Annotated in this window: 23 protein-coding genes; 13 read left to right on the forward strand and 10 right to left on the reverse strand. The window is 60.8% G+C overall.

Annotated elements, in window-relative coordinates:
• Positions 1-98 precede the first annotated feature (98 nt).
• Complete coding sequence (gene gloA, locus ACTJJ6_RS09170; RefSeq protein ID WP_016927543.1) at positions 99-626, reverse strand: lactoylglutathione lyase; 528 nt, start codon at positions 624-626, stop codon at positions 99-101.
• A 99-nt stretch (positions 627-725) separates the two neighbouring features.
• On the opposite strand from gloA, the gene ACTJJ6_RS09175 reads away from it, so the two are divergent.
• Positions 726-1,580, forward strand: a complete 855-nt coding sequence (locus ACTJJ6_RS09175; protein WP_143779051.1) for a LysR family transcriptional regulator — start codon at positions 726-728, stop codon at positions 1,578-1,580.
• A gap of 15 nt (positions 1,581-1,595) precedes the next feature.
• On the opposite strand, the gene ACTJJ6_RS09180 is transcribed toward ACTJJ6_RS09175, so the two are convergent.
• Positions 1,596-3,902 carry an FdhF/YdeP family oxidoreductase gene (locus ACTJJ6_RS09180; protein ID WP_016927545.1) on the reverse strand — a complete coding sequence of 769 codons (2,307 nt, stop codon included), beginning with the start codon at positions 3,900-3,902 and terminating at the stop codon, positions 1,596-1,598.
• Between the two features lie 282 nt (positions 3,903-4,184).
• Between ACTJJ6_RS09180 and dacD the strand changes: the two genes are divergently transcribed.
• Together dacD and ACTJJ6_RS09190 are read left to right on the forward strand one after the other, a co-directional pair.
• Positions 4,185-5,354, forward strand: coding sequence for a serine-type D-Ala-D-Ala carboxypeptidase DacD (dacD, locus tag ACTJJ6_RS09185; RefSeq protein ID WP_049299385.1), 1,170 nt, complete (start codon positions 4,185-4,187; stop codon positions 5,352-5,354).
• Positions 5,355-5,419: 65 nt separating this feature from the next.
• The gene (locus ACTJJ6_RS09190) at positions 5,420-6,325 is read left to right on the forward strand and encodes a LysR family transcriptional regulator (protein WP_004930593.1); all 906 of its coding nucleotides are present in this window, start codon (positions 5,420-5,422) and stop codon (positions 6,323-6,325) included.
• An 87-nt stretch (positions 6,326-6,412) separates the two neighbouring features.
• Here the strand turns inward: ACTJJ6_RS09190 and ACTJJ6_RS09195 are convergent, their stop codons facing one another.
• Positions 6,413-6,961 carry an inclusion body family protein gene (locus ACTJJ6_RS09195; protein WP_015378018.1) on the reverse strand — a complete coding sequence of 183 codons (549 nt, stop codon included), beginning with the start codon at positions 6,959-6,961 and terminating at the stop codon, positions 6,413-6,415.
• Between the two features lie 461 nt (positions 6,962-7,422).
• Positions 7,423-8,607, reverse strand: a complete 1,185-nt coding sequence (locus ACTJJ6_RS09200) for a CMD domain-containing protein (protein ID WP_176063073.1) — start codon at positions 8,605-8,607, stop codon at positions 7,423-7,425.
• 17 nt (positions 8,608-8,624) lie between these two features.
• Here ACTJJ6_RS09200 and ACTJJ6_RS09205 point away from each other — a divergent pair, with 17 nt between their 5' ends.
• A complete protein-coding gene (locus ACTJJ6_RS09205) occupies positions 8,625-8,882 on the forward strand; it encodes a hypothetical protein (protein WP_049299383.1) in 258 nt (85 codons plus the stop codon).
• A gap of 146 nt (positions 8,883-9,028) precedes the next feature.
• Here ACTJJ6_RS09205 and sapF read toward each other — a convergent pair whose 3' ends face one another.
• The 5 genes from sapF to sapA are packed head-to-tail and all read right to left on the reverse strand — an operon-like array spanning position 9,029 to position 14,326.
• Positions 9,029-9,841, reverse strand: coding sequence for a putrescine export ABC transporter ATP-binding protein SapF (gene sapF / locus ACTJJ6_RS09210; RefSeq protein ID WP_016927550.1), 813 nt, complete (start codon positions 9,839-9,841; stop codon positions 9,029-9,031).
• Position 9,842: 1 nt separating this feature from the next.
• Positions 9,843-10,835 carry a putrescine export ABC transporter ATP-binding protein SapD gene (sapD, locus tag ACTJJ6_RS09215; protein WP_016927551.1) on the reverse strand — a complete coding sequence of 331 codons (993 nt, stop codon included), beginning with the start codon at positions 10,833-10,835 and terminating at the stop codon, positions 9,843-9,845.
• Positions 10,835-11,725 carry a putrescine export ABC transporter permease SapC gene (gene sapC / locus ACTJJ6_RS09220; RefSeq protein WP_004930580.1) on the reverse strand — a complete coding sequence of 297 codons (891 nt, stop codon included), beginning with the start codon at positions 11,723-11,725 and terminating at the stop codon, positions 10,835-10,837. Before sapC ends, sapD begins: the two co-directional genes overlap by 1 nt.
• Positions 11,712-12,677 carry a putrescine export ABC transporter permease SapB gene (gene sapB / locus ACTJJ6_RS09225; protein ID WP_016927552.1) on the reverse strand — a complete coding sequence of 322 codons (966 nt, stop codon included), beginning with the start codon at positions 12,675-12,677 and terminating at the stop codon, positions 11,712-11,714. The genes sapC and sapB overlap by 14 nt, the downstream gene beginning before the upstream one ends.
• Positions 12,674-14,326: an ABC transporter substrate-binding protein SapA gene (gene sapA / locus ACTJJ6_RS09230; RefSeq protein WP_016927553.1), complete on the reverse strand. Its 1,653-nt coding sequence runs from the start codon at positions 14,324-14,326 to the stop codon at positions 12,674-12,676. Before sapA ends, sapB begins: the two co-directional genes overlap by 4 nt.
• Before the next feature lie 204 nt (positions 14,327-14,530).
• On the opposite strand from sapA, the gene folE2 reads away from it, so the two are divergent.
• From folE2 to zigA, 3 genes are read left to right on the forward strand one after another with little or no spacing between them, the layout of a single operon-like run.
• On the forward strand, positions 14,531-15,457 hold the full coding sequence (gene folE2 / locus ACTJJ6_RS09235) for a GTP cyclohydrolase FolE2 (protein ID WP_049299382.1): 927 nt from the start codon (positions 14,531-14,533) through the stop codon (positions 15,455-15,457).
• Entirely contained in the window at positions 15,447-16,007 is a 561-nt protein-coding gene (locus tag ACTJJ6_RS09240; RefSeq protein ID WP_016927555.1) for a carbonate dehydratase, read from the forward strand. The genes folE2 and ACTJJ6_RS09240 overlap by 11 nt, the downstream gene beginning before the upstream one ends.
• A 10-nt stretch (positions 16,008-16,017) precedes the next feature.
• A complete protein-coding gene (zigA, locus tag ACTJJ6_RS09245) occupies positions 16,018-17,205 on the forward strand; it encodes a zinc metallochaperone GTPase ZigA (protein ID WP_440802469.1) in 1,188 nt (395 codons plus the stop codon).
• 192 nt (positions 17,206-17,397) lie between these two features.
• On the opposite strand, the gene pspF is transcribed toward zigA, so the two are convergent.
• Positions 17,398-18,405: a phage shock protein operon transcriptional activator gene (gene pspF, locus ACTJJ6_RS09250; protein ID WP_049299379.1), complete on the reverse strand. Its 1,008-nt coding sequence runs from the start codon at positions 18,403-18,405 to the stop codon at positions 17,398-17,400.
• A gap of 184 nt (positions 18,406-18,589) precedes the next feature.
• Between pspF and pspA the strand changes: the two genes are divergently transcribed.
• The 6 genes from pspA to ACTJJ6_RS09280 all read left to right on the forward strand — a co-directional run bounded on the left by pspA (position 18,590) and on the right by ACTJJ6_RS09280 (position 22,706).
• The gene (gene pspA, locus ACTJJ6_RS09255; RefSeq protein WP_004930555.1) at positions 18,590-19,255 is read left to right on the forward strand and encodes a phage shock protein PspA; all 666 of its coding nucleotides are present in this window, start codon (positions 18,590-18,592) and stop codon (positions 19,253-19,255) included.
• Between the two features lie 64 nt (positions 19,256-19,319).
• Entirely contained in the window at positions 19,320-19,547 is a 228-nt protein-coding gene (gene pspB / locus ACTJJ6_RS09260) for an envelope stress response membrane protein PspB (RefSeq protein WP_004930553.1), read from the forward strand.
• Positions 19,547-19,906, forward strand: a complete 360-nt coding sequence (gene pspC / locus ACTJJ6_RS09265; RefSeq protein WP_015378011.1) for an envelope stress response membrane protein PspC — start codon at positions 19,547-19,549, stop codon at positions 19,904-19,906. The genes pspB and pspC overlap by 1 nt, the downstream gene beginning before the upstream one ends.
• 97 nt (positions 19,907-20,003) lie before the next feature.
• The gene (pspD, locus tag ACTJJ6_RS09270) at positions 20,004-20,270 is read left to right on the forward strand and encodes a phage shock protein PspD (RefSeq protein ID WP_031299672.1); all 267 of its coding nucleotides are present in this window, start codon (positions 20,004-20,006) and stop codon (positions 20,268-20,270) included.
• Positions 20,251-21,648: a YcjX family protein gene (locus ACTJJ6_RS09275; protein WP_016927559.1), complete on the forward strand. Its 1,398-nt coding sequence runs from the start codon at positions 20,251-20,253 to the stop codon at positions 21,646-21,648. Before pspD ends, ACTJJ6_RS09275 begins: the two co-directional genes overlap by 20 nt.
• The gene (locus ACTJJ6_RS09280; RefSeq protein WP_004930545.1) at positions 21,645-22,706 is read left to right on the forward strand and encodes a YcjF family protein; all 1,062 of its coding nucleotides are present in this window, start codon (positions 21,645-21,647) and stop codon (positions 22,704-22,706) included. The genes ACTJJ6_RS09275 and ACTJJ6_RS09280 overlap by 4 nt, the downstream gene beginning before the upstream one ends.
• Positions 22,707-22,977: the final 271 nt, after the last annotated feature.

Here is a 22,977-nt window from a genome sequence, read left to right on the forward strand (position 1 = left end):
ACCCCGCGTTGCCGCGCGATTTTGCGCAAGAATGGTCAATCGAAGGGCGAACGATGAAAAACCCCGGCGCGCAGGCCGGGGTGAAAGGCGTGGGACAATCAGTCCCGCAGCGGCGTCGGCTGCAGGATTTCAATCCAGTAATCGTCCGGATCGCGAATGAACGCCACGTAGTTCATGCGGCCTTCATGCAGGCGTTTCTGGAAGGTGACGCCCAGGCGCTCAAACCGCTCGCAGGCGGCGCGCACGTCCGGCACCGTGACGCACAGGTGGCCAAAGCCGCGCGGCTCGCCGTTGCCGTTGTGGTAATGGAAATCCGCCTGATTTTCGGTGCCGTGGTTATGGGTCAGCTCGAGAATGCCCGGCTGGCTCAGCGCCCAGCGTTTGCGTTCGTCGTCATCCTGCGGGATCTGCTCGCGCGGGCTGCGCGTCAGGTAGCAGATGGTGAAGGCGGCTTCTTTGAACTCTTCCAGATAGACCGGGGTAAAGCCCAGCACGCGCGTATAGAAATCCAACGCTTTGGTCAGGTCTTTCACGCGGATCATGGTGTGGTTGAACACGTAACCGTCGGTTACCGTATCCGGTTGGGCCGCCACGCCGGGCAGCGTCAGTAAGTCATTCAGTGGCATCAGTGATCCTCCTCAGGGTGTCGACAGACTGTAGGTGAAATCGATGCTAATCTAAAGTGATTGTTTTTAAGTAAAACGCTAACTAAAAGTGAAGGATAGATGAAGCTGAGCCAGCTGAAGTTTTTCTGCACCGTGGTGGAATACAAAACCATCGCCGCCGCCGCCCGTGAGCTGCACTGCGTGCCTTCCAACGTCACGCTGCGGCTGCGCGAGCTGGAAGAGTCGCTGGGCGGCGAGCTGTTTTTCCGCGACAAGAACCGGCTGTACGTGAATCCCAAAGGCCGGCTGTTCTACCAGCAGGCGCGCGACATCGTGGCGCAGGCCGAGCGCAGCAAACAGCTGTTCGCCGGCGAGCAACAGCATGGGCTGCTGAACCTCGGGGCGCTGGATTTTTCGCTGGTCAGTCACTTGCCGGCGCGCATCGCCCGGCTGCGCCGTTTACAGCCCCATTTGCACATCAACGTGCTGAGCCGCGACTCGCTGGTGCTGGAACGCATGTTGATCGACAGCGATCTCGATCTGGCGATCACCGACGGCCCGATTGAGCATCCGCTGCTGGCCAGCCAAAAGGCGTTTGACGAACGGCTGGTGCTGCTGATGCCGGCGGATGTCGGGCAACCCGACGCCGCCACGCTGGCGCCGCTGGAGTTTTACACGTTCAGCCGCGAGTGCTCGTTCCGGCTGAAGGTCGATCACTGGCTGGCCTCGCGCGGGCTGAAACCGCGCATGACGCTGGAAATGGAATCTTATGCCGCGATGGCAGCCTGCGTGAAGGATGGTTGCGGCGTCGCCTGCGTGCCCGGCTCGTTGCTGCCGCTGATTTTGCCGGCGCCGGGGCTGAAGGTGGTGGAAATGGGCGAGGAGGGCGTGAGCGATCTCTATTTCGTCTGGCGGCGGCATCAGCTGTCCGAGGAATTGCAGACTATCCTGGAAATATTGGCGCGCCCGGCGTGAACCGGGCGCGCGTTTTCAGGCGATGCGCAGCGACGGTTGCTGCTCGCTGCGGCGAATCGCCACCGGGATCGACTTCGACGTCGGGGTGCCGGTGCCGTCGCCGAAGCTGGCCAGCGGCACCAGCGGGTTGGTTTCCGGGTAGTAGGCCGCCAGGTTGCCACGCGGAATGTCGTAACTCACCAGCTTGAATCCATCCACCTTACGCACCACGCCGTCGTTCCACAGGGTTTCTATCTCTACCCGTTCGCCATCCTGCAGGCCCAGCGCCGCCAGATCTTCCGGATGGATGAACAGCACTTCGCGCTGACCGTAAACGCCGCGGTAGCGGTCATCCAGACCATAGATGGTGGTGTTGTACTGATCGTGCGAGCGCAGCGTCTGCAGGGTAAACGGCGCTTGCTCGCCGCCCAGCTGCGGGAACAGGGTGGTCGGCAGCGCGGCGTCGCTGAATTCCGCCTTGCCGCTTGGCGTGGCGAAGCGCAGTTCGGCGGCGGCATTGCCCAGGTAGAAGCCGCCGGGTTGCTCGCAGCGCCGGTTGAAATCCTCGAAGCCGGGAATGGTGGCGGCGATGTGATCGCGGATCAGCGAGTAGTCGTCGGCCAATTCCAGCCAGTCCAGCTGTTGCGTACCCAGCACGGCGTCGGCGATGCCGCAGACGATCGCTGTCTCCGAACGTTGAGTGTCCGCCAGCGGTTTGCCGATGCCTTCCGAGGCGTGCACCATGCTGAACGAGTCCTCGACCGTGATGTACTGTGAGCCGCTGGCCTGCATGTCCAGTTCGGTGCGGCCGAGCGTCGGCAGGATCAGCGCGTCTTTGCCGGTCACCAGGTGGCTGCGGTTAAGCTTGGTGCTGATATGCACCGTCAAATCGCAGTTGCGCAGGGCGCGGGCGGTGCGCTCGGTGTCCGGCGCCGCGGCGGCCAGGTTGCCGCCCAGCGCGATCAGCACTTTCACTTCGCCGCGCAGCATCGCTTCGATCGCTTCCACCGTGTTGTGGCCCAGCGCGCGATTGGCGGTGAAGTTAAAGTGGCGTTCCAGGCTGTCGAGCAGCGCCTTCGGCGACTTCTCATCGATCCCCATGGTGCGGTTGCCCTGGACGTTGCTGTGGCCGCGTACCGGGCACAGACCGGCGCCCGGTTTGCCCAGTTGCCCGAACAACAACTGCAGGTTGGTGATTTCACGCACCGTTGCAATAGAGTGCTTATGCTGAGTCACGCCCATCGCCCAGGTGCAGATCACCCGTTCGGCGCCCTGGTAGGTGGCCGCCGCCTGGCGCAATTGCGCTTCGCTCAGGCCCGATTGCGCGGTAATGGTCCGCCATTCGGTGGCGTCCACCTGCGCCAGATAAGCCTCTACGCCGACGCTGTGCCGTTCGATAAACGCCAGGTCAAACAGGGCGGGTTCACCGGCGGCGAGGCGCTGACGGTGGGTTTCCAGCAGGGCTTTCACCATGCCGCGCACCGCCGCCATATCGCCGCCCAGATTCGGCTGGTAATAGGAAGAGCTGATCGGCGAGGATTTTGGCGTCAGCATCTGCACCGGATCCTGCGGATCGGCGAACCTTTCCAGCCCACGTTCGCGCAGGGTATTAAAGCTGACGATGCGCGCGCCGCGTCGGGCGGCGTTTTTCAGGCTGTGCAGCATGCGCGGGTGGTTGGTGCCGGGATTTTGACCGAACACGAAGATGGCGTCGGCCTTTTCGAAGTCATCGATGCGAATGGTGCCTTTGCCGACGCCGATGCTCTGCTTCAGCCCAACGCCGCTCGCTTCGTGGCACATATTGGAACAGTCGGGGAAGTTGCTGGTGCCGAGCATGCGGCCAAACAGCTGATAAAGATACGACGCTTCGTTGCTGGCGCGGCCCGAGGTATACAGCTCGATCTGGTTCGGGTTGTCCATGCCGTTGATGTGTTTGGCGATCAGCGCCAGCGCGTCCGGCCAATGGATAGGCTCATAGTGGTCGGTTTCGGCGTTGTAGCGCATCGGATGCGTGAGGCGCCCCTGATACTCGAGGAAATAGTCGCTCTGCTGCTGCAGGGTGCTGACGCTGTGGGCGGCGAAGAACTCAGGCTCCACGGCGCTGCGCGTCGCTTCCCAACTGACCGCTTTGGCGCCGTTTTCGCAAAAGCTGAAGGTGCTGTGATTGTCGTCGCCCCAGGCGCAACCGGGGCAGTCGAAGCCGCGTGCCTTGTTGACGCGCATCAGGTTGCGCATGTTTTTTAGCGTTTGTTTACTGTCGAGGACAAAGCGGGTGGTGGCTTCAAGCGAACCCCAGCCGCCCGCCGGGCCGGTATAAGGCTTGATTGACGGTTTGAATTTCATGGTGACACTTCGCAGGTGGTTGTAGCTAAAAAGTAAACGCTTTTTTATGCGTTTTGCGTATTTATGTCACAAGTTTAGGAGCGCGGCAGGCGGGCGTCTAATCGAATGGTGCAATGGCGGCATAGAGCATATCTATCGCAGATGGATGTTGACCTAAACAAATGGTTGCATAAAGACACCCGCTGCAAAAGAGTAAAGGTTTCGTCTGAAAGTGAATTCATGCAGTCTATCTCGCGGATTATATTGGCATTTTATTTAGCCTGCGGGCCTGAGGAACACAGCGTGAAGCGTTCAGTATCAGTAGTGATCGGCGGTATGTTACTGCCTTTGGCGGCGCAGGCGGCGGAAACGACGCCTCATTTTCCCACCATGACGCCACCGGCGATAGACGCCGCCTCTTACGTTTTGATGGATTACACCACCGGCCAGGTGCTGGCCGCCGGCAATGCCGACGAGCGGCGCAATCCGGCCAGCCTGACCAAACTGATGACCGGCTTGGTGATCGACCACGCGCTCGACCAGCATAAGATTGGCCTCGACGATGTCGTCACCGTGGGGAAAGACGCCTGGGCGCAGGGCAACCCGGTGTTCAAAGGCTCCTCGCTGATGTTCCTGAAGCCAGGTGACAGGGTCACTGTTCGCGATCTCAGTCGCGGCATTATCATCGATTCCGGTAACGATGCCTGCGTGGCGATGGCCGATTATGTGGCGGGTAGCCAGGCCAACTTCGTCAAGCTGATGAACGAGAAGAGCGCCCAGCTGGGATTGCAGAACACCCATTTTGAGACGGTACACGGGCTGGATGCGCCTGGGCAGTTCACCACTGCCGGCGATCTGGCGGTGATCGCGCGCGCCATCATTATGAGCGAGCCGGCGGAATACCACATGTACAGCGAGAAATCGCTGACCTGGAACGGCATCACGCAGCAGAACCGCAACGGCCTGCTGTGGGATAAGACCCTGCACGTCGACGGCCTGAAAACCGGGCACACCGCCGCGGCCGGCTTCAACATCATCGCCTCCGCCACCGAAGGGGATCGCCGCCTGATCGCCGTGGTGATGGGCGGCAAAAGTTCCAAAGGCCGCGAGGAACAGGCGCGTAAGCTGTTGACGTGGGGGCTGCGCGACTTTACCACGGTGCACCTGTTCAGCGCCGGCCAGAGCCTGGGGGACGAACCGGTCTGGTACGGCGAAAGCCACCGCTTGCCGGTCGGCAGCGCGCAAGAACAGTCGCTCAGCCTGCCGAAAAGCGAGGCGGACAAACTGAAGGCGCAGTACGTGATCAATGCCGCGCGGCTGGAAGCGCCGATCAACAAAGGACAAACCGTTGGCGAGATCCGCATCAGCGATAATGGCCAGGTGGTGAAAACCCTGCCGCTGGTGGCGCTGCAGGCGGTGCCGCAGGGCGGCGTGTTCTCGCGCCTGATGGATTACATGAAGCTGAAGCTCTGACTCACCGGGCGAGCGACGACGCCCGGTGGTATACTGAGCGCGAATGCCGATCATTGAGCCGCGCTATGGATATTAAACAACTGATTTATTTGTGTAATTTAGAACGGGAACGCCACTTCGGTCGGGCGGCGGAGGCCAGCTTCGTCAGCCAGCCGACGCTGTCCATGCGATTGAAAAACCTGGAAAAAGAGCTGGGCGTTTCGCTGATTAACCGCGGCAACCATTTCGGCGGTTTTACCGCCGAAGGCGAGCGGGTGCTGGCGTGGGCGCGTGAGATTGTCTCGGTTTACCAGGGGCTGAAGCTGGAGGTGGAGTCGCTCAAGCACGGTTTGCACGGCACGTTGCGCCTTGGCGTGGTGCCGCAGTGCAGCATCTCGGTGGCGGAAATGCTCAAGGCGGTCAGCGAGCGTTATCCGCATCTTGATTACCGGCTGGCGGTGCTGAGCGCCGATCAACTGCTGGAGGCGTTGACGGCGCATACCGTCGACATCGGCATCGGCTTTTTCGAGCTGTCGACGCTGAAGGAACTGCATTTTCAATCACAACCGCTGGTGGAAACCGGCGTTGAGCTGGTATTTCATCCGCAACACTTCCCTAAGCTGGTGGGCGACACACCGTTGCCGCTGGAGGCGGTGGCCGCCTTGCCGCTGTGCCTGGCCGAGCCGACGCGGTATTTTCGCCGCTATCTCGATCAGCACTTCCGCGACGCCGGGTTGACGCTGCACCCGCGGCTGGAAACCGCTTCGATCTTCCAACTGCTGGAAGGGATTTTCGTCGGCCTGGGTTGCGGGTTGTTCCCGCGCGGCCAGTTGCAATCGCCGCTGATGCCGGAACTGCAGCGGCGGCCGGTGGCCATCGCCGCCATGCCGCGCCATGCGGCGGTGGTGGTTGATATGGCGGAGCGCGCCACGCCGTTGGCGCAAAAATTCTTCGATGCCGCCAGCGAGTGGCTGCGTCGGCAAAAGGAATAGAGACGTTTAAGTTTATCCGATGTTCCCCCATGATTATGGCCCCACGGGGCCATAATCATGTTTTCTCTAACGGCCGATGAAATCATGTTAATTACTGATGGTAATGGTCGGATCCCAATAGAAATAACCCAGTAATTTCTGATCGCCGCCGTTTGGCCGATAATAAAGGCCAAATTGGATGCAATAGTTTTCCGTGCCGGTATTGGTAATGTCCGCCTGTATAAACCAATAGGTTTGGTTGGTGAAGCTGACGGGGAATACGGTATTTTGCGCCGGCATCATCGAGCTGCGGGTATACATTTTGAAGGTCGGGTTGGAGAAAACCTGGGTGCCGCTGCCGAACTGCGGCAGCCCGTAGATCAGCACGCTGGCGTCGAAATTGGCGGATTCCGAGGTGCCGGTCCAGCGAATGACGTCGCCGACATTGGCTTTAAAATTCAGGTCCGCCGTACCGGAGCCGCCGATCACCTGTTCGGAGGTGACGACCATATAGGCGTATTGATGGCCAATGCCCGTCGGGTTGCCGGCGTCCTGGCTGGGGTTGTTATTCTCGAATGCTTCTATCAGGGCATCGGTATCGATGACGACAATCACGTTAACGATACTGTTGCTGGATTTAAGTTCTTGTTCAGACATAGGGTTACCTCACAATATTTTTTTGCTGTGATAGAAAATTAAAATAATGGGAATAACGGCGAGCGTTTATCTTTGTTGAATATTTAAAAGGGGGCATCACAACGCCGCTATCGGCTTAATCATAGAAACGAAATAGCAAGACGACCACTGCTGAAAGGTTAGGAGTGTTAATGAGTTCATCTATTAATTAGCAGGGTTAAAACCTTGTTTTACTGCTTATGCGATGAGAACGGTTACAGAATTGAGCGATGGCGCAATCTGCCTATTGCTTTGTTTGCAGACATAATTTTGACGAACCCTGTTTTTCGCCGATGCTAGAACAAAACGAATCATAATCCTGATAAATGAAGTGTGTTTGGATTTTTGCTTTATCAATTTATATTTTGGTGAAGTTTTTCGCCGAAACAGAGAAGGGTGAGTTAACGGCGAAGGACGCTAGCCGTCAACTCAGTGATGACAGATCACGGCGCCGGTTGTGCCGGTTCCGCATCGCCCAGCGTTTGGCGCAGGCGATTTTCCCAGGCGTAGAGCGCGGCGGTGAGGATCACTTCCAGCGCCTGCGCCTGATTCAGGCCGCTGTTGAACAACGGCTGCACGCTCTGCGGGGTGAACTTCTCCGGTGCGCGAGTCAGCTCGGCGGCAGTGCGTATCACCGCGAGTTTTACCGAGTCTTCGGTATACGCCAGTCCCTGAGGCAGCCCGGCGAACAGCGCCTGAACCAATCCCTCATCCTGCAATTCTTGCGCGACGGTGGCCGCGCAGTAATGGCTGCCGTTGATGCGCGAGACCGCCAGCGTCGCCAGCGCCTTCAGGCGGCTCGATAACCCATATCCTTCGGCATTGATGCCGTTGAACACCCCGTTACGCTCGCGCAGTGCGGCGGCATCGTGCGCCAACAGCAGATAATAAGATTCGGCGCGCGCCTGCGGGTGGCTCTGATCCAGCACATCAAGCTGTTCGGCGGCGGCGGCTTCCGTGTCGATTGGCGGCAGACGCGCGGTCCAGCTTAACTCTTCGGCACTGAACGCGACGCCATCGGCGTCTTCGACGTTAGGGAAGCCGGGCACCACCACCGCCGGCCGGCCGGCCAACGCCGCGACACCCGCGACCACGCGCGCCTGATAGCTGACAAAACCGATCACCTGCGAAAAGGTGACGATATCCGCCGGGCTCAGCCCGACGTCGGCGAGCTGTTGCAGCGCCTTGCGGCAAATCAGCGTGGGCTGGCTGGCAAGCTGGCGGGCATATTGGGTGATCTGAGCAAGGCGGATATTGCTTTCCCGGGAGGCGTCCGGGCTGTGCAGAGGGGCGAGGCGAGCGGCGTAGTGGCTACAAAGCGATTGCACGCCCGTCACCTGAGCGACGGTCAACGCGGTGCTGAGGCGATCGTAGGGTGACAATGTCACGTATCGTGACAGCGGCACCTGGTCGGGAAACAGGGCATGGTAGCCGGCCAACGAGGCGCTGAACACGCCGGCGCGAGCGCTGAGCGCATTGTTTAAGGCTTCATCGGCGAAGGCGCCCAGCCCCAGCAGAAAGCGATCGCGAAGGGTGGCCGCCTGCGGTTCCAGCGGCGCATCGCCCCGCACGCTGCTTTGGGTTTCGTGATACCACTGGGCATTATGTTGTCGACGGAGTCGTTCCATAGGGTCAATCCTTAATCATGATCAACAGCCGCCGCTGCGCGCGGCAGCGTCGGCTGGACAAAGAGGCAACATGCCCGCAGGCGGGGCGAAAGGCGGTTTTAGCGCAGCTCATCACAGCAGAGGGCGTGGCCGTAAACAGAAAAACCGGCTGCCAACGTGAGCAGAAACTGCGTAAGGCGGCGATGGTGAATGCTGTTCATCAGTGCGATATCCTGTCGTATGAGAAGTGCAACGTAGGGGATATCCTCACCGATCGCCCTGGCGAGATAAAATAATGTTACGGACTAATCAATAACTGAAAGGAATAAAATATAAGGATATATAACAAGAATGTAATTTGTATGTGCGTTTTCTTGCTAAGCGGCAGGCGCGTACCGCAATAAAAAACCCGCCGCAGCGGGTTTGGCGGTGACGGCGCGACTCAAAAACGGCCGCCGTCGCGCCGCCAGGCGTCGGCGGTCAGCGCCTCGCCGAAGTGGCTGGCGATAAGACGCTTGGTCAATTCGTGCAGCGGCGCCGCCAACACCTCCGCGGTGCTGCCGCGTTCGACGATTTCCCCTTCGTGCATCACCAGCACCTGGTCGCTGATATGCTTCATCATGCCGAGGTGCTGGGTGACGTAGATATAGGAAATACCGTGTTTTTCCTGCAGCTCCAGCATCAGGTTGATGATTTGCGAGCGCATCGACATGTCCAGCGAGGCCAGCGCCTCATCGGCGACGATCACCTTCGGCTGCAGGATCAGCGCACGCGCCAGCGCGACGCGCTGTTTCTGCCCGGAAGCCAGCATGTGCGGATAGTAGTAGGCGTGATCCGGCAGCATGCCGACCTGGCGCAGCGTCTGGTTGATGCGCTGCTCGCGCTCGGCGGGTTCCAGATCGGTGTTCAGCCGCAGCGGCGCATCCAGCAACTGGCCGATGCGTTGGCGCGGGTTGAGCGAGGTGCTCGGATCCTGAAAAATCATGCGAATGCGCTGGCTGCGATAGCGATAATCGCCGAACGCCAGCGGATGATCGTCGATCAACAGCTCGCCGGCGGTCGGCTCCACCATGCCGGAGAGCATCTTCGCCAGCGTGGATTTGCCGGAGCCGTTCTCGCCGATCACCGCCAGCGTCTGGCCTTCGCGCAGGGTAAAGCTGACCGATTTCACCGCCTCGACGTGCTGGCGGCGGAACAGCCCGGTGCGATAGCGGTAGGTTTTGCTCAGGTTGCGCACTTCCAACAGCGTTTCCATGTTATTGCTCCTCCATGTTCAGCGGGAAGTGGCAGGCGAAGAAGTGGTTTTTGACCGGGCGCAGGCGCGGCGTTTCGATGCACTTCTTCTGTGCGTAAGGGCAGCGCGGCCCCAGGCGGCAGCCGATCGGCAGGTGTTCCAGCGAAGGAATGGCGCCCGGCAGCGTGTTTAAACGGCTCTTGTGCGGCAGCGAGCGGCCGAAGTCCGGCATGGCGCGGATCAGCGCCTGGGTGTAAGGGTGGTGCGGCGCCGCCAGCAGTTCTTCGCACTGGGCGCTTTCCACCGTTTGCCCGCAGTACAAGACGTTCACCCGGTCGGCCCACTTGCTCATCATCTGCAGGTCGTGACTGATCAGCAGAATGGTGGTGTTGTTGTTCTGGTTGAGACGCGCCAACAGGCGGAAAATCTGCGCCTGCGTGGTCGGTTCCATGGCGTTGGTCGGTTCATCGGCGATCAGCAGGCGCGGTTGGTTGGCCAGCGCGATGGCGATCATCACTTTCTGGCACTCGCCTTCCGTCAGCTCGTAGGGGAAGCTGCCCATGATGTCGTCGTGATCCTTGATGCCGACGCGGTGCAGCAACTCGATGGCGCGGCGTTTGCGCCAGTTGAAGCGCTGCCACCAGTGGCCCTTGTAGGTCCAGCCCGGGATGGCCTGCGCCAGCTGGCGGCCAATGCTCTCGGAAGGGTCGAGACAGGACTGCGGCTCCTGGAAGATCATTGAGACGTTGTGGCCCACCAGCTTGCGCCGCTCGCGCGGGCTCAGCTGCAGCAGATCGATGTCGTCGAAGCGGAAACGATCGGCGGTGACGCGCCAGTTGTCTTTGGTCACGCCGCAGATGGCCTTGGCGATCAGGCTCTTGCCGGAGCCCGATTCGCCCACCAGGCCGCGCACCTCGCCCTCGGTCAGCGTCATGCTGACGCGATCGACCGCCTTGACCGGCCCTTCGGCGGTCATAAATTCAATCGTCAGATTGCGGATATCGAGTAACGGCATTATTCCACCCCGGCATTGATTGCGCGGCGCATACCGTCGCCCAACAGGTTAACCAGCAGCACGCTGACGAGGATGGCCGCGCCGGGCAACATCACCGTCCAGGGCGCGACGTACACCAGCTCGAGCGAATCGCCGAGCATCGCTCCCCATTCCGGCGAAGGCAACTGCGCGCCGAGATCGAGGAAGCCGAGCGCGGCGATATCCAAAATAGCCATCGACAGCGCGCGGGTGAACTCGGTCACCAGCACCGCCGCGATGTTCGGCATGACTGCATACCACAGGATCTGCAGCGTGGAAGCGCCGTCAAGGCGCGCCGCCACCACGTACTCTTTCTCCAACTCATCGTGCACCGCGCTGTAGATGGTGCGCACCATGCGCGGCAGCAGAGCCAGCCACACCGCCAGCATGGCGTGTTCGAGTTTGGGCCCGATAAACGCCACCACCACGATCGCCAGCAGTAACGACGGAATCGACAGCAGAGTGTCGAGAATGTGGTTAAGCACCGCCGAGCGCAGCCCGTGGGTGACGCCGGCGAACACGCCGAGGATCACCCCGCAGAACGCCGCGGCCAGCGTCACCGCCAGCGCGGAACCGAAGGTGGCGGCGGTGCCGGTCAACAGACGGCTGAGGATGTCGCGCCCGAGATCGTCGGTGCCGAGGAAGAACGACACGTTGCCGTAGCGCGACCAGGACGGCGGCAGCAGCTGATAACCGAGGAACTGCTGATCCAGCGCGTAGGGCGCCAGCAGGCTGCCGAACAGCGACAGCAGCAGCAGGGCGATCACGCCGTAAAAACCGATCATCGCCAGCGCGTCGCCGTAGAAAATCCGCCAGGTGTAGCGCAACGGGCTCGGCATCTTTTTCTCGCGGTATACGTTATCGAAGGGCATACCATTCCTTATGTTTCAGCGGGTTGGTTGCCGCACCCAGAATGTCGGCCAGAACGTTAATGGTGATCACCAGCGTGCCGACCACCATGACGCCGGCGGAGATCGCCGCATAGTCCTGCTGGCGAATGGCGTTGATCAGCCACCGGCCGAGGCCCGGCCAGCTGAACACCACTTCGGTGATCATCGCCAGCGTGAGCATGGTGGAGAACTGCAGCCCCAGCTTGGGCACGATCGGCGGCAGCGCATTGTGCAACACGTGGCGGCGGATGATGGTGAAGCGCGATAGGCCGCGGGTGGCGGCGGCCTTGATGTAGTTTTGGCTCAGCACGTCGTCGGTGCTGATGCGCATCAGGCGCACCACTTCGGTGGTGGGCGCCACCGCCAGCGCGGCGATCGGCAGGATCATGTGGCGCAGGGCGCTGCCGATCATCTCGGCGCGGTACGGCGAATCCGACAGCCAGGCGTCGATCAGCGCGAAACCGGTGATGGGCTTCACCTGATACAGCAGGTCGAAACGGCCGGATACCGGCAGCCAGCCCAGGTGCAGCGAGAAGAACAGCATCAGCAGCAGCGCCAGCCAAAACACCGGCATCGAGAAGCCCAGCAGCGCGAAGGTGCTGATGGCGGTGTCCTGCCACTTGCCGCGCAGCACGCCGGCGATGATGCCCAACGGAATGCCGATGAACAGCGCCATAGCGAAGGCCAGCAGGCACAGTTCCATGGTAGCCGGGAACACTTCGCGCAACTGTTCGCTGATCGCTTGGCCGTTGATGCTGGAGACGCCGAAGTCCCAGTGCAGCAGGCTGACGAAGTAGAACTGATAGGCGTCCAGCAGGGCGGCGCCGTTCAGCGGCGCGCGCGGCGTGAAATAGCTCAGGCTGAAACTGACCAGCGTCAGGAAGAACAGTGTGATCAGCAGCAGCAGAATGCGGCGCAGGGTAAAGATAATCACTTTTTCACCTCCGGCGCGGATTCACGGTACACCCCGGCGAACGAGGCGTTGCCGAACGGGCTCAGCACCAATCCCTTGATGTCGTAACGATAGGCCTGCAGGCGCAGGGAAGACGCCAACGGCAGCACCGGCAATTGCTGCTCAAGGATCTTCTGCGCCTTGCGGTAGTTGTCGATGCGCTGAGACAGCTGCTGCGACAGCAGCGCGTTCTGCAGCACTTCGTCAAAGCCCGGATCACACCAGTGAGCATAGTTGGTTTGCGAACGGATTGCCGCGCAGCTCAGCAGCGGCCGGAAGAAGCTGTCCGGATCGTTGCTGTCGGTGGCCCAGCCGGTCAGGGTCAGATCGTGGTTCATCTCCATCAGGCGCGCTTCCTGGAAACGGCCCTCCACCGGCACGATGGTGACGTTGATGCCCACCTGGCCGAGATCGGCCTGGATCAGTTCGGCGGTTTTCAGCGGGCTCGGGTTGTAAGACTGCGAGGCGGTCGGCACCCACAGCTTCAGGTTCAGCTGGCTGACGCCGGCCTGCCGCAGCATCTCGCGCGATTTGGCCGGATCGTATTCGGTGACGTGCGCATCGTTGTCGTAGGCCCAGGAGGCGCGCGGCAGGATCGAGGCGGCGGTTTCCGCCGTGCCGTAATAGATCGACTGCATCAACCGCTGGTTGTTGATCGCCAGCGAGATCGCCTGGCGCACGTTGAGATTGTCGAGCGGCGGTTTGCGGGTGTTGAACGCCAGGTAGGCGATGTTCATCCCTGGGCGCAGCGTCAGGCGCAGGCGCGGATCGTCGCGCAGGATAGACAGCTGGCTGGCCGCTGGATAGGCCAGCACGTCGCACTCGCCGGTCAGCAGCTTGGAGAGGCGGCCGGTGCCGCCGGCGCCCAGATCGATCACCACCTGCGGCATGCGCGGCAGGCCTTTCCAGTAGGCGGCGTTGCGCGCCAGCCGAATATATTGCCCCGAGCGGTATTCGTTGAGCAGGAATGGGCCGCTGCCGACCGGCTCACGATCGATCAGCTCCTGATGGCCTTCGCGCGTCAGCGTGTCGGCGTATTCGGCGGACAACACCGGCGCATAATGAGTCGCCAGGTGCCACAGGAACGAGGCGTCGGGCGACTGCAGGCGAATTTCCACCGTGTAGTCGTCGAGCTTTCTCACGCTCTGCACCGAATCGCCGAACTGCAGGCTGTCGAAATAGGGGTATTCGCCGCCGTTCACGTCGTGATACGGATGTTTCTGATCGAATACGCGGGCAAAGCTGAACACCACGTCGTCGGCATTCATCTTGCGGGTGGGCGTGAACCAGGCGGTGGTCTGGAACGGCACGTCCTTGCGCAAATGGAAGCGGTAGGTAGCGCCGTTATCCAGCACTTCCCAGCTTTGCGCCAGCTCGGGGATCAGGCGATAGGTGTAGGGATCGACGTCCAGCAGGCGATCGTACAGCTGGGCGGCCAGGGTATCCACCGTCAGGCCGCTGCTGGCCATTTGCGGGTTGAAGGTATTCAGTATGCCGCTGACGCAATAGACAAAGCCGCTCTGGCGAATGTCCGGCAGCGGCGCCGCGGCGGCGGGCGCGGGCGGTGTTGTCGCGGCCAGGGCAGAGCCCGTCAGGCATAACGACAGTATCCAAAAGGGTAAACCACGCATAGAGGCTCATGGGTTAATCAGCAATAGCGTTAGTGTATCGCACTCTGACCGGCAGCCCAATCCATTGAGCAAAATCGCTGAGTTTTCTGCGACTTGATTAATCAGGCCGTTCAGCGGCAAGAAAAAAGTTTTTTATGTTATGTTATAATATAACAAAAACATGTTACCGTTCCCCGGCAAAGTCACAACAACGCAAGGGGATGTATGAACGAAGTTGCACTTCCACCACGCCGTTCGCTGCCGGACGCTCAGGCAGGGCGCGGCGAAATGAGTGATGTCGGGCTCGATTGGGTCGGGATGCAAGGGATCGCGCTGCCGCTGGAGCTGGCCGGCAAGCCATTGATGGCGAAGGTCGACGCCGGTATCAACCTGCGCGCCGAGGCGGCGGGGGAACGCGGCATTCACATGTCGCGGCTGTATCTGGCGCTGGACGAATTGACGCAGGGAGAGCTGACGCCGCAGCGCATCGATCGGACGCTGCAGGCTTTTCTGGATTCGCAGCCGGAACACAGCGATCGCGCCAGCCTGACGCTCAGCGGCGAGCTGTTGCTGTCGCGCCCGGCGCTGCTGTCGCCGCAGCGCGGTTGGAAAGCTTATCCGCTGCGCATCGAGGCCACCCTGGCAGGCACGCTGACGCTGGCGCTGACCGTCGGCGTGCCTTACTCCTCCACCTGCCCGAGTTCGGCGGCGCTCAGCCGCCAGCTGGCGCAGCAACAGTTTCAGTTTGATTTTGAACAGGCGGCGGAGCGCGTCAGCCAGCGGCAGGTGAGCGAGTGGCTGCTGGATCAAGGGATGCCGGCCACCCCCCACAGCCAGCGCAGCTGGGCCTGGATCACCGTAACGCCCGAGAATGAAAGGGCGTTCGAACCGGTGAAACTGATTGACCGCATCGAACACGCATTGGGCACGCCGGTGCAAACGCTGGTGAAACGCCGCGACGAGCAGGCCTTCGCGCTGGCCAACGGTCAGAACCTGATGTTTTGCGAGGACGCGGCGCGGCGTCTGTATCGCATGCTGCGCAGCCAGTGCGACTACCGCGCCTTCTCGCTGCGCGTCGAGCATCAGGAGAGTTTGCATGCCCACAATGCGGTGGCGGAGCTGAGCTGGCGGGGAGAACACCATGCTGCGTAAAAATCCCAGCGGCCATCTGCCGCAGGTTTCGCCGCTGGCCTACATCGATCCCACCGCCATTATTTGCGGCCGGGTGATCGTCGAAGATTTCGTCTACGTCGGCCCGTATGCGGTGATCCGCGCCGACGAGTTGAACGCAACCGGCGACATGGAGCCGATCGTCATCGGCTCGCACTCCAATATTCAGGACGGCGTGGTGATCCATTCCAAGAGCGGGGCGGCGGTCACCATCGGCCGTTACAGCTCGATCGCCCACCGCGCCATCGTGCACGGCCCGTGTCGCATCGACGATCGGGTGTTTATCGGTTTCAACAGCGTGCTGTTCAACTGCCACGTTCAGTCCGGCTGCGTGGTGCGCTACAACGCGGTGGTGGACGGCGTGACGCTGCCGGAAAACCGCTATATCCCCTCGACCGAGCGCGTGGGGCCGGACAGCGATTTGTCGCGTTATCGCCAGGTCGATCGCGGCGCGCTGCAGTTTTCGGAAGAAGTGGCCGCCACCAACGTCGAACTGGTGCGCGGTTATCAGGCATTACGCAATGAATTTTAATGAGGTTTCCATGAAACAACTTCCCGTGACCGTGCTTTCCGGCTTTCTCGGCGCCGGCAAGACCACGGTGCTGAACCATATCCTGAACAACCGGCAGGGCATGCGCGTGGCGGTGATTGTCAACGACATGAGCGAAGTGAACATTGACGCCGCGCTGGTAGAGAATGAAGTGCATCTCGATCGCCAGGAAGAGAAGCTGGTGGAGATGAGCAACGGGTGCATCTGCTGCACGCTGCGCGAAGATCTGCTGGTGTCGGTGCGCGAACTGGCGCAGGAGGGGCGTTTCGATTACCTGTTGATCGAATCGAGCGGCATCTCGGAGCCGCTGCCGGTGGCGGAAACCTTTACCTTTGAGGATGAAGCGGGCGAAAGCCTGTCCCAATTCGCCCGGCTGGATACGCTGGTGACGGTGGTCGACGGGGTGAATTTCATTCAGCAATACCAACAGACGCAAAGCCTGCAGGAGGCCGGCCAAAGCCTGGGCGAGGACGATCTGCGCAGCGTGGCGGACCTGTTGATCGAGCAAATTGAATTTTGCGACGTGATCCTGGTCAGCAAGACCGATCTGTTGACGCCAACGCAGCAGGGCGAAGTGATGGCGCTGCTGGCCAGCCTGAATCCCGACGCCCGCATTGTGCCGATCGCGCCGGGCAAACTGCCGCTGGAGGCGGTGCTGAATACCGGCAGCTTCAGCTTTGAAAAGGCGCAGCAGGCGCCCGGCTGGCTGAAAGAGCTGCGCGGCGAACACGTGCCGGAAACGGAAAGCTACGGCATCAGCAGCTTTGTCTATCAAGCGCGGCGGCCGTTTGCGCCGGACAAGTTCTACCGTGTGATCAACGGCGACTGGGGCGGCGGCAAGCTGCTGCGTTCGAAAGGCTTCTTCTGGCTGGCGACGCGTCCGCGACAGGCCGGGCAGTGGAGCCAGGCCGGCGGCATCGCCCATTACGGCCTGGCGGGCACCTTTTGGCGCGCTATCCCGCAAGATAATTGGCCGCAGGATCCGGAAACGCGGGCACATATTCAGGAGAAATGGGTGGAGCCGTTCGGCGACATGCGCCAGGAGTTGGTGTTTATCGGCCAGCACTTGCAACAGGCGGCGATCGTGCGTTTGCTGGATGACTGCCTGCTGAGCGACGATGAAATGGCCGCCGGCGTGGACTATTGGCTGGAGATGGCGGACCCGTTCCCTGAGTGGTAATTGCGCAATCTTCGTGTGGTAATGAGAAAAATTCTCAACAAAGTGCTTTACAGACGATACTGATAACTATTATCATCGCCTGGCAGTTCACGGAAGGCCACGGTTTGCGGCTCTGATGTGGAAGGCACGACATTGCTCACATTGCTTCCAGTGTTTTTTAAGCCAGCTCGGGTGCTGGCTTTTTTTTGCCCGCTATTCCTCGTCCGCTTCGCCGTTTTGCAGCAGCGCATGTTTTTTCAGCATGCCGCGTAGCTGATGGTAGGTGAGCCCCAGCAGCTGCGCCGCCTTGCGCTGATTGAACCGGCCTTGCTGCAGCGCCGCTTCGAGAAGCGCCTTCTCCTGCTCGAGCTGCCAGTGTTTCAAATCCAACGGCAGCGGCGGCAACGCGGCGGCGTCTTCAGGAATGGGCGCGACCGGCGTGGCCTCGCGCGGCGCAAACGGGTTGATGACGATCTCATCCAGCGGGCTGTCGCTGTCGCCGTGACGATAGACCGAACGTTCCACCACGTTTTTCAGTTCGCGCACGTTGCCCGGCCAGCCATATTCGAGCAACGTCTGCCTGGCGCGTTCGGTAAAGCCGGGAAACAGCGGCAGCCCCAGCTCGCGGCACATTTGAATGGCGAAGTGCTCGGCCAGCAACATGATATCGGGCCGGCGTTGGCGCAGCGGCGGCAGCTGCACCACGTCGAACGCCAGCCGATCCAGCAGATCGGCGCGAAACTTGCCCGCCGCCGCCAGCGCCGGCAGATCGTCGTTGGTGGCGCACACCAACCGCACATCCACCCGCAGCGGCTGGCTGCCGCCCACGCGTTCCAGCTGACCGTATTCGATCACCCGCAGCAATTTCTCCTGCACCAGCATCGGCGCGGTCGCCAGCTCATCGAGGAACAGCGTGCCGCCGTCGGCGCGCTCGAAGCGGCCCAGATGACGTTTCTGCGCGCCGGTAAAGGCGCCGGCCTCGTGGCCGAACAGCTCGGAGTCCAGCAGATTTTCATTCAGCGCCGCGCAGTTGAGCGAGATGAACGGCCCTTGCCACCGGTTGGAGAGGTAGTGCAGGCGGTGGGCGATCAGCTCCTTGCCGGTGCCGCGCTCGCCGATCACCAGCACCGGTTTGTTCAGCTTTGCCACCTGGGAGACTTGCTCCAATACGTCGACGAAGGCGTTTGCTTCGCCCAACAAATTCTCTGGCTGTTCGTTCATGATGAAATTCGCCAATGTTTGGTGAAAATAATCACTCTACAGCAAGCGCTCGGAGAGTCAAAAATAAAGAATTGTTGTTTTTCAATGATATAAAAGTTGGCACGGGTTTTGATTATATCTTTGGGCAAGCTGTACGACTTAACGCGGCGCTTCAGACGCCATCAGAACCAAGAGGAAGTGAATTATGGGTATTTTTTCTCGTTTTGCCGACATCGTGAACGCCAACATCAACACCCTGCTGGACAAGGCGGAAGATCCGCAGAAGCTGGTGCGGTTAATGATCCAAGAGATGGAAGACACGCTGGTTGAAGTCCGCTCTACGTCGGCGCGCGCGCTGGCGGAAAAGAAACAGCTGCTGCGCCGCATCGAGCAGGGTGAAAGCCAGGTAAGCGACTGGCAGGAAAAAGCCGAACTGGCGCTGCGTAAGGATAAAGAAGACTTGGCCCGCGCGGCGCTGATCGAAAAACAAAAGGTGGCCGATCTGATCGCCACGTTGACGCAGGAAGTGGCGACCGTAGAAGAAACGCTGGCGCGCATGAAGAGCGAAATCGGCGAGCTGGAAAACAAGCTGACCGAAACCCGCGCGCGGCAGCAGGCGCTGGCGCTGCGTCATCAGGCCGCGTCTTCTTCCCGTGAAGTGCGCCGTCAGCTCGACAGCGGCAAGCTGGATGAGGCGATGGCGCGTTTCGAACAGTTCGAGCGCCGCATCGACCACATGGAAGCCGAAGCGGAAAGCATCAGCATCGGTAAAAAGAAGTCGCTGGACCAAGAGTTTGCCGAGCTGAAAGCCGACGACGCCATCAGTGAGCAGCTGGCGGCGCTGAAAGCCAAGATGAACCGCTCAGAGTAAGGCGAACCGCGGCCACACGCCGGAGGTGGCCGCCAATCCAGGACCCGAATAAGAAGGAATAACAATGAGTGCTTTATTACTTGCCATTCCGCTGACAATTTTCGTGCTGTTTGTCGCGCCGATTTGGCTTTGGCTGCATTACAGCAATCGGCAACAGACCGGCATCCAGCTGAGTCAGCAAGAAATGCAGCGCCTGGCGCAGCTGGCGGAAGACGCCAAACGCATGCGTGAACGCATTCAGGCGCTGGAAGAGATCCTCGATGCGGAACACCCGAACTGGAGACAGTCCTGATGAGCAATACGCTGGGCAGTAAAAAGCTTTATCGCGTACCCGAAGAAGGCATGGTGAAAGGCGTCTGCGCCGGTTTGGCCCATTATTTCGACGTGCCGGTGCGCCTGATCCGCGTGATGGTGGTGCTGTCGCTGTTCTTTGGGCTGTTCTTCTTCACGCTGGTGGCCTATATCGCGCTGGTCTTCGTGTTGGACGAAGCGCCGGCCAGCCGTTTCGAGGGCGAGCATCAGAAAACGCCGCGCCAGCTGCTCGATCAGCTGGAATATGAGCTGGGCAGCGGCGAACAGCAATTGCGTCAGGTCGAGCGTTACGTGACGTCCGACACCTTCGGCGTACAGAGCCGTTTCCGCAAGCTATAACCCTTCTTGCGATGCCCGGCCTGCGCAGGCCGGGCATCTTCGCCGCCGTTATCCCGTTGAGGGTCATCTTAATCGTCTTGTGCCGGAGGGCATTGTCATGAATAAAATCGATGTCGCGAACACCGCCAGAACGGGTGGATTTAAACGAGGAGCGGCGGCAATGTTGAAGACATTGGCTAAAGTCATCATCATAGCGTTACTGAACTATGGCCCGGCGGGCGCCGCCGGCTGGCTGTTGAAGACCGTCGGCCGCAAACCGGTGCGCTTCGTGCTGGCGCTGGTGTTGGAACCGCTGTTCCGTAAAGGTCTGAACAAGGCATTCGGGCGTTACGTCAAGGAGAGCAATGAAACGACTGCAAAATGAGTTAACCTCGCTGGTCAACCGCGGAATGGATCGCCATCTGCGCCTGGCGGTGACCGGCCTGAGCCGCAGCGGCAAAACCGCCTTTATCACCGCCTTCGTTAACCAACTGCTGCATGTGCACAGCGGCGCGCGCATGCCGCTGTTTTCACCGGTGCGCGAAGAGCGCCTGCTGGGCGTTAAACGCATCCCGCAGCGCGATCTCGGCATCCAGCGTTTCACCTATGATGAAGGGCTGGCGCAGCTGTACGGCACGCCGCCGGCCTGGCCGACGCCGACGCGCGGCGTCAGCGAAATCCGGCTGGCGTTGCGCTACCGTTCCAACGACTCGCTGCTGCGCCACTTCAAAGACACCTCCACGCTGTACCTGGAGATCGTCGATTATCCCGGTGAATGGTTGCTTGATCTGCCGATGCTCGAGCAGGATTACCTGGCCTGGTCGCGCCAGATGACCGGGCTGCTGCAGGGCGAGCGCGCCGAATGGGCCAAGCCCTGGCTTGAGCTGTGCAAAGCCTGCGATCCGCTGGCGCCGGTCGACGAAAACCGCCTGGCGGCGATCGCCCAGGCCTACACCGATTATCTGCTGCGCTGCAAAAGCGAAGGGCTGCACTTCATTCAGCCGGGGCGTTTCGTGCTGCCGGGCGATATGGCCGGCGCGCCGGCGCTGCAGTTTTTCCCGTGGCCTGACGTGGCCACTATCGGCGAATCGAAGCTGGCGCAGGCCGACAAACACACCAACATCGGCATGTTGCGCGCTCGCTTCAACTATTACTGCCAGTCGATCGTCAAAAACTTCTACAAAGAACACTTCGTTCGTTTCGATCGGCAAATCGTGCTGGTTGACTGCCTGCAGCCGCTCAACAGCGGCCCGCAGGCGTTCAACGACATGCGTCTGGCGCTGACCCAGCTGATGCAGAGCTTCCATTACGGCAAGCGCACGCTGTTTCGCCGCTTGTTCTCGCCGACCATCGACAAACTGATGTTCGCCGCCACCAAGGCGGACCATATCACCGCCGATCAGCACGCCAATCTGGTGTCGTTGCTGCAACAGCTGGTGCAAGAGGCGTGGCAGAATGCGGCGTTCGAAGGCATCAGCATGGATTGCGTCGGCCTGGCCTCGGTGCAGGCGACCGAGAGCGGCATCGTCGATCATCAGGGGCAGCGTATCCCGGCGCTGAAGGGCAACCGCTTGAGCGACGGCGCGCCGCTGACGGTGTTCCCCGGCGAGGTGCCCGCCCGTCTGCCGGGGCCGGCGTTCTGGCAGAGCCAGGGGTTCCACTTCGATGAGTTTCGTCCGCGCGCCATGAGCGTGGACAGCCCGTTGCCGCACATCCGTCTGGATGCGGTGATGGAGTTTTTATTGGGAGACAAATTGCGATGAGCGAGCCGATCAAACCGCGTATCGATTTTGACGAGCCGCTGCAGCCGCCGCAGGAGCCGGCGTTGCGCGCCGGCGTCGCTTTCGATGCCGAACAGGCGGAAAGCTTCTTTCCGGCGGCGCCGGAGCTGCAGCAGGAAGAGGAAGAAGGGCGCGCCGAAGGCATCATTAACGCCGCGCTGAAACCTAAACGCAGCCTGTGGCGCAAAATGGTCACCGCCGGCCTGGCGCTGTTCGGCGTCAGCGTAGTGGCGCAGGGCGTGCAGTGGGTGCATACCGCCTGGGTGCAGCAGGACTGGATCGCCATGGGCGGCGGCGTGGCCGGCGGCCTGATCGTGTTCGCCGGCGTCGGTTCGGTGGTCACCGAGTGGCGGCGTTTGTATCGGCTGCGCCAGCGCGCGGAAGAGCGTGACGTGGCGCGCGAGCTGTTGCACAGCCACGGGCTGGGGCAAGGGCGCGAATTCTGCGAGAAGCTGGCGCGCCAGGCCGGTCTGGATCAGGGGCATCCGGCACTGCAGCGCTGGCAGGCGTCGCTGCATGAAACGCAAAACGATCGTGAAGTGGTGGAGCTGTACGCCAAACTGGTGCAGCCGGTGCTCGACAACCAGGCGCGGCGCGAAATCAGCCGTTCCGCCGCCGAGTCGACGCTGATGATCGCCGTCAGCCCGTTGGCGCTGGTGGATATGGCGTTTATTGCCTGGCGCAACATCCGTTTGATTAACCGCATCGCCGCGCTGTACGGCATCGAGTTGGGCTACTTCAGCCGCATTCGTCTGTTCCGGCTGGTGCTGCTCAACATCGCCTTCGCCGGCGCCTCCGAACTGGTGCGCGAAGTGGGCATGGACTGGATGTCGCAGGATCTGGCGGCGCGGCTGTCGGCGCGCGCGGCGCAGGGCATTGGCGCCGGGTTGTTGACCGCGCGGTTGGGCATCAAGGCGATGGAACTGTGCCGCCCGCTGCCGTGGCTGGAAGGGGAAAAACCGAAGCTTGGCGATTTCCGCAGCCAGCTGATCGGCCAGTTGAAAGATACGCTGAAAAAGAGCGACGGCAAGGCCAAATAACCCCGCGACGGCGCTCTCAGGAGCGCCGTTTTCTCAACGGCGCCGACGCCGGACGTAATCGAGACTTGACGACAGTCGATCCCCCTGTGATTACGTGATAAATCTCTGCAAAATTAATTCTGGTTGTGATAACTCTCTGTTTGTAGGCTAAAATGACGCCGATGCTGTTATCCGCTTGCGTTTAAAATCAGCAACCACGGCAATAAATCAGAGTTCTGTCAACTTTTGCTGACAGATCGCTTCTACCGCCCGGTGCGAGGGAGTATCATCA

Origin of the sequence: Serratia sp. 22278 (assembly GCF_052045405.1) — a bacterium.
Lineage (GTDB): Bacteria > Pseudomonadota > Gammaproteobacteria > Enterobacterales > Enterobacteriaceae > Serratia > Serratia marcescens.

What these genes read in the sequence shown, in the direction of transcription:
- gloA (WP_016927543.1), bottom strand. Translation starts at nt 626, where the DNA reads ATGCCACTGAATGACTTACTGACGCTGCCCGGCGTGGCGGCCCAACCG.
- ACTJJ6_RS09175 (WP_143779051.1), top strand. Translation starts at nt 726, where the DNA reads ATGAAGCTGAGCCAGCTGAAGTTTTTCTGCACCGTGGTGGAATACAAA.
- ACTJJ6_RS09180 (WP_016927545.1), bottom strand. Translation starts at nt 3,902, where the DNA reads ATGAAATTCAAACCGTCAATCAAGCCTTATACCGGCCCGGCGGGCGGC.
- ACTJJ6_RS09190 (WP_004930593.1), top strand. Translation starts at nt 5,420, where the DNA reads ATGGATATTAAACAACTGATTTATTTGTGTAATTTAGAACGGGAACGC.
- ACTJJ6_RS09195 (WP_015378018.1), bottom strand. Translation starts at nt 6,961, where the DNA reads ATGTCTGAACAAGAACTTAAATCCAGCAACAGTATCGTTAACGTGATT.
- ACTJJ6_RS09200 (WP_176063073.1), bottom strand. Translation starts at nt 8,607, where the DNA reads ATGGAACGACTCCGTCGACAACATAATGCCCAGTGGTATCACGAAACC.
- ACTJJ6_RS09205 (WP_049299383.1), top strand. Translation starts at nt 8,625, where the DNA reads ATGATCAACAGCCGCCGCTGCGCGCGGCAGCGTCGGCTGGACAAAGAG.
- sapF (WP_016927550.1), bottom strand. Translation starts at nt 9,841, where the DNA reads ATGGAAACGCTGTTGGAAGTGCGCAACCTGAGCAAAACCTACCGCTAT.
- sapD (WP_016927551.1), bottom strand. Translation starts at nt 10,835, where the DNA reads ATGCCGTTACTCGATATCCGCAATCTGACGATTGAATTTATGACCGCC.
- sapC (WP_004930580.1), bottom strand. Translation starts at nt 11,725, where the DNA reads ATGCCCTTCGATAACGTATACCGCGAGAAAAAGATGCCGAGCCCGTTG.
- sapA (WP_016927553.1), bottom strand. Translation starts at nt 14,326, where the DNA reads ATGCGTGGTTTACCCTTTTGGATACTGTCGTTATGCCTGACGGGCTCT.
- folE2 (WP_049299382.1), top strand. Translation starts at nt 14,531, where the DNA reads ATGAACGAAGTTGCACTTCCACCACGCCGTTCGCTGCCGGACGCTCAG.
- ACTJJ6_RS09240 (WP_016927555.1), top strand. Translation starts at nt 15,447, where the DNA reads ATGCTGCGTAAAAATCCCAGCGGCCATCTGCCGCAGGTTTCGCCGCTG.
- zigA (WP_440802469.1), top strand. Translation starts at nt 16,018, where the DNA reads ATGAAACAACTTCCCGTGACCGTGCTTTCCGGCTTTCTCGGCGCCGGC.
- pspF (WP_049299379.1), bottom strand. Translation starts at nt 18,405, where the DNA reads ATGAACGAACAGCCAGAGAATTTGTTGGGCGAAGCAAACGCCTTCGTC.
- pspA (WP_004930555.1), top strand. Translation starts at nt 18,590, where the DNA reads ATGGGTATTTTTTCTCGTTTTGCCGACATCGTGAACGCCAACATCAAC.
- pspB (WP_004930553.1), top strand. Translation starts at nt 19,320, where the DNA reads ATGAGTGCTTTATTACTTGCCATTCCGCTGACAATTTTCGTGCTGTTT.
- pspC (WP_015378011.1), top strand. Translation starts at nt 19,547, where the DNA reads ATGAGCAATACGCTGGGCAGTAAAAAGCTTTATCGCGTACCCGAAGAA.
- pspD (WP_031299672.1), top strand. Translation starts at nt 20,004, where the DNA reads ATGAATAAAATCGATGTCGCGAACACCGCCAGAACGGGTGGATTTAAA.
- ACTJJ6_RS09275 (WP_016927559.1), top strand. Translation starts at nt 20,251, where the DNA reads ATGAAACGACTGCAAAATGAGTTAACCTCGCTGGTCAACCGCGGAATG.
- ACTJJ6_RS09280 (WP_004930545.1), top strand. Translation starts at nt 21,645, where the DNA reads ATGAGCGAGCCGATCAAACCGCGTATCGATTTTGACGAGCCGCTGCAG.